Source organism: Tibeticola sp. (assembly GCF_022759015.1).
Lineage (GTDB): Bacteria > Pseudomonadota > Gammaproteobacteria > Burkholderiales > Burkholderiaceae_C > Tibeticola > Tibeticola sediminis.
In genome coordinates this window covers 1-4,676 of the sequence record NZ_JAEMQB010000168.1, presented here as the reverse complement: position 1 = coordinate 4,676, position 4,676 = coordinate 1, and the positions used below count along the sequence as shown (strand labels likewise).

Annotated in this window: 5 protein-coding genes; 4 read left to right on the top strand and 1 reads right to left on the bottom strand. The window is 66.2% G+C overall.

The window, feature by feature from the left end; all coding sequences use genetic code 11:
* Nucleotides 1-749 (top strand): redox-regulated ATPase YchF (locus tag JHC36_RS10720; RefSeq protein WP_287918940.1); only part of this gene is annotated, 749 nt, incomplete at its 5' end.
* Between the two features lie 92 nt (nt 750-841).
* Here the strand turns inward: JHC36_RS10720 and JHC36_RS10715 are convergent.
* Nucleotides 842-1,330, bottom strand: a complete 489-nt coding sequence (locus JHC36_RS10715) for a YqaA family protein (RefSeq protein WP_287918937.1) — start codon at nt 1,328-1,330, stop codon at nt 842-844.
* Nucleotides 1,331-1,490: 160 nt separating this feature from the next.
* On the opposite strand from JHC36_RS10715, the gene dusB reads away from it, so the two are divergent.
* From dusB to purH, 3 genes are all read left to right on the top strand, one after another.
* A complete protein-coding gene (gene dusB / locus JHC36_RS10710) occupies nt 1,491-2,531 on the top strand; it encodes a tRNA dihydrouridine synthase DusB (protein ID WP_287918934.1) in 1,041 nt (346 codons plus the stop codon).
* A gap of 71 nt (nt 2,532-2,602) precedes the next feature.
* Nucleotides 2,603-2,839, top strand: a complete 237-nt coding sequence (locus JHC36_RS10705) for a helix-turn-helix domain-containing protein (protein WP_287918931.1) — start codon at nt 2,603-2,605, stop codon at nt 2,837-2,839.
* 54 nt (nt 2,840-2,893) lie between these two features.
* On the top strand, nt 2,894-4,501 hold the full coding sequence (gene purH / locus JHC36_RS10700) for a bifunctional phosphoribosylaminoimidazolecarboxamide formyltransferase/IMP cyclohydrolase (RefSeq protein ID WP_287918929.1): 1,608 nt from the start codon (nt 2,894-2,896) through the stop codon (nt 4,499-4,501).
* Nucleotides 4,502-4,676: the final 175 nt, after the last annotated feature.

The window sequence follows — 4,676 nt, the reverse complement described above, 5'->3', positions numbered from 1 at the left end:
CGGGCCGCGTCGACCCGATCGCCGACATCGAGGTGATCCAAACCGAGCTGTGCCTGGCCGACCTCGGCACGGTGGAAAAAAGCCTGCAGCGCTACACCAAGGCGGCCAAGAGCGGCAACGACAAGGAAGCCGCCAAGCTGGTGCAGGTGCTCACCAAGGTGCAGGGCGCGCTCGACGAAGGCCGCCCTGTGCGCACACTCGAACTCAGCGATGAAGAACGCGCACTCATCAAGCCGCTGTGCCTGATCACCGCCAAGCCCGCCATGTTCGTGGGTAACGTCAGCGAAGACGGCTTCGAGAACAACCCGCTGCTCGACCGCCTCAAGGACTATGCGGCCACGCAGAACGCGCCGGTGGTGGCGATTTGCGCCAAGATGGAAGCCGACATGGCCGATATGAGCGACGAAGACCGCGCGCTGTTCCTCGCCGAAATGGGTCAGGACGAGCCGGGCCTCAACCGCCTCATCCGCGCGGCGTTCAAGCTGCTGGGCCTGCAGACCTATTTCACGGTGGGTGTGAAGGAGGTGCGCGCCTGGACCATCCACATCGGCGACACCGCCCCGCAGGCGGCGGGCGTCATCCACGGCGACTTCGAGCGCGGCTTCATCCGCGCCCAAACCATCGCTTACGAAGACTTCATCGCCTACGGCGGCGAGCAGGGCGCCAAGGACGCCGGCAAGATGCGCGCCGAAGGCAAGGACTATGTCGTCCAAGACGGCGACGTGATGAACTTCCTCTTCAACGTCTGATTGGCCCTGCAAGCCGCTGGCAGCGCGTTTTATTGGTTTTTTACCGAAAACCCAGCGCCAACCGGTGCTATTGTGCTATCAACAACAGAGCATTAGGACACCCCGAACCAGCCCCCCGGGAACAGGTGCAGCAGCCCTGCGGTCATGACCAGGAAACGCAGGAATTTGCCGACGGCCATGTAGCCCAGGCATGGCCAGAAGGGCATGCGCAGCCACCCGGCCACGGCGCACAGCGGGTCGCCGATACCCGGCAGCCACGAGAGCAGACAGGCTTTGGGCCCGAGCCGCTCGAGCCATTCGAGCGCTTTGAGGTGCACCCGCGAATGGCGCACGCGCTCGACCGCGCGGTTCGTGCCCCAGCCCATCCACCAGTCGAGCGCCCCGCCCGCCGTATTGCCCGCCGTGGCCACCAAAATCGTGGGCCAGAACAGATCGGGGTTGAGCTTGACGAGGCCAAACACCGCGGGCTCCGAGCCCAGCGGCAGCAGCGTGGCCGAGACAAAGGACACGACGGCCACGGTGCTCAGGCCGTACTCGGGCAGCGCCAGTAGCTGCAGCAGATGTTGGAGCCAGTCGGGCATGGTGCGCCTAGGATAACCGCCTTCCGGCGGCGCGGCACGAGCCAAGGTCACCCGGCTGCTTGGGCGGCTTGCTGAAAAATGAGGCAGTACAATCGCACCCCTGCGCCATCGCCCACCGCTGCCGCCCGCGGCCCGCTTCGCTTCCTTCGTCCACCCGTCCATGCGCATCGGCCCTTACACCTTGGCCAACGCCCTGTTCGTCGCGCCCATGGCGGGGGTGACGGATCGGCCGTTCCGGCAGCTTTGTCGCGCGTTCGGCGCGGGCTATGCGGTGAGCGAGATGATCACGTCGCGCCCCGATTTATGGCAAAGCGTCAAGACGCAACGGCGCGCCGACCACCGCGGAGAGAGCGGGCCGATCGCGGTGCAAATCGCCGGCACCGAGCCCGCGCTGATGGCGCAAGCCGCGCTTTGGAACATCGACCGCGGCGCGCAGATCATCGACATCAACATGGGCTGCCCAGCCAAGAAGGTCTGCAACAAGTGGGCGGGCTCGGCGCTGATGCAGAACGAAGCGCTGGCGCTGGCGATCATCGAGGCGGTCGTTGCGGCCTGCGCGCCGCGGGGCGTGCCCGTGACGCTCAAGATGCGCACCGGTTGGTGCGAGGCGGAGAAAAATGCGCTGCGGATGGCGCGTGCCGCCGAAAGCGCGGGCATTGCGTTGCTGACCATACACGGACGCACGCGCGATCAAGGGTATCGCGGTGTGGCCGAATACGACACCATCGCCGCGGTCAAGGCGGCGCTCGACATTCCGGTGGTCGCCAACGGCGACATCGACAGTCCCGAGAAGGCGCGTGCCGTGCTGCGTCACACCGGCGCCGATGCGCTGATGATCGGCCGTGCCGCGCAGGGCCGGCCTTGGATCTTTCGCGAGATCGATCATTTCCTGCGCACCGGCGAGCACCTCGCCCCGCCGCTGGTGGTCGAGGTGCGCCGCGCGCTGCTCGATCATCTGCAAGCGCATTACGCGTTTTACGGCGAGTCTGCAGGTGTACGGTCGGCACGCAAGCACATCGGTTGGTACGTGCGCGATTGGCCCGGCGCGGAGGCGTTCCGGGCGCACATGCTCAGCCTCGAGACGGCCGATGCCCAGTACGCCGCCGTCGCGCAGTATCTGGACGAATTGGCCGCGCAATCCGAACGCCTGTGGCCCGCCACGAACCCAAGCCGCGTCGAAATCTGTTCCGAAACCGCATGAGCACAGTGCCCAGCTACGGTGCAGTCAGCTGGAACGCTTCGCGCCGCTGGCTGCAAAAAGAAGAGACCCCTATGAGCCACCCCAGTATCGAAACCTGTATCCGCACCAATCTGGCGACCTATTTCGCCGATCTTGGCGACACCGAGCCCAGCGCGCTCTACGACATGGTCGTCAAAGCCGTCGAGCGGCCGCTGCTCGACGAAGTGATGCAGCGCGCGGGCCACAACCAGTCGCGTGCGGCGCAGTGGTTGGGCCTGAACCGCAACACGCTGCGCAAAAAGCTGCTCGAGCACGGCCTGATCGAATGAGAGGCTGAGTGCGCGCACCCCGTTCCTTTTCCTGACTCCAACCCTTTGCCTTCCATGAACGCCCTGATTTCCGTTTCCGACAAGACCGGCATCCTCGAATTTGCGCAGGCCCTGCACCAGTTTGGTGTGCGGCTGATCTCGACCGGCGGCACCGCCCGGCTGCTGGCCGATGCGGGCCTGCCGGTGACCGAGGTCGCCGAGCTCACCGGCTTTCCCGAAATGCTCGATGGTCGCGTCAAGACGCTGCATCCCAAGGTGCACGGTGGGCTCCTCGCGCGTCGTGATCTGCCCGAGCACATGGCCGCGCTCGCCGCGCACGGCATCGAAACCATCGACCTGCTCGTCGTCAACCTCTATCCCTTCGAGGCCACGGTCGCCCGGCCCGACTGCACCCTGGCCGACGCGATCGAGAACATCGACATCGGCGGCCCGGCCATGGTGCGCAGCGCCGCCAAGAACTGGCGCGATGTGGCCGTGCTGACCGACGCCTCGCAATACCCCCGGGTGCTCGAAGAGCTGAAAGCGGGGGGCATCCGTCTGGCGACGCGCTTCGAGCTGGCGGTCGCCGCCTTCAACCGCATCAGCAACTACGACGCGGCCATCAGCGACTATCTGTCCTCGATCGAGTTCGACGAAGCTGCAGAGGTGCCGCGCCGCCATGAGTTTCCGGGGCAAAGCAACGGCCGCTTCGTGAAGCTGCAGGACTTGCGCTATGGCGAGAACCCGCACCAAAGCGCGGCCTTCTACCGCGATCTGCATCCCGCGCCGGGCTCGCTCGTGACCGCGCGTCAGTTGCAGGGCAAGGAGCTGTCCTACAACAACATCGCCGACGCCGACGCGGCCTGGGAATGCGTCAAGAGCTTCGGCACCACCGCAAACGCGCCGGCGGCCTGCGTGATCGTCAAACACGCCAACCCCTGTGGCGTGGCCGTGGGGGTGGATGCGCTCGAGGCCTACCGCAAGGCCTTTCAGACCGACCCGACGAGCGCCTTCGGCGGCATCATCGCGTTCAACCGCCCGGTCGATGCCGCAGCGGCGCAGGCCGTGAGCCAGCAGTTCGTCGAAGTGCTCATGGCGCCGGCCTACAGCCCCGAGGCGCTCGAGGTGTTCAAAGCCAAGGCCAATGTGCGTGTGCTCGAGATCCCGCTCGACGGCATCGACCCGGCAGGTGCCACGCCCTGGGCGCGCGGCCTCAACGCCCACGATGTGAAGCGCGTGGGCTCGGGCCTGCTGATCCAGAGCGCGGACAACCATGAGCTCCAGCGCAGCGATCTCAAGGTCGTCACGCGGCGCATCCCGACCGAGCAGGAGCTCGACGACCTGTTGTTTGCGTGGAAGGTCGCCAAGTTCGTCAAGAGCAATGCCATCGTGTTTTGCAAAGGCGGCATGACGATGGGCGTGGGCGCGGGCCAGATGAGCCGGCTCGATTCGGCGCGCATCGCCAGCATCAAGGCGCAAGCCGCCGGTCTGTCGCTGCAGGGCACGGCCGTGGCCAGCGACGCCTTCTTCCCCTTCCGCGACGGGCTCGACGTGGTGGTCGATGCCGGAGCGAGCTGCATCATCCAGCCCGGCGGCTCGATCCGCGATGCCGAAGTCATCGCCGCAGCCGACGAGCGCGGCGTGGCCATGGTGTTCACTGGCGTGCGGCATTTCCGGCATTGACCGGCTTCAGGGCGCTGGGCTCACGAAAAAGCGGCCCGCGGGCCGCTTTTTCATGGGTGCTCCACGATGAGGACATTCAATGCCGAAAATGCCGCACGCCAGTGAACACCATGGCCACGCCGCGCTCGTCGGCTGCGGCGATGACTTCGGCATCGCGGATCGAGCCGCCGGGCTG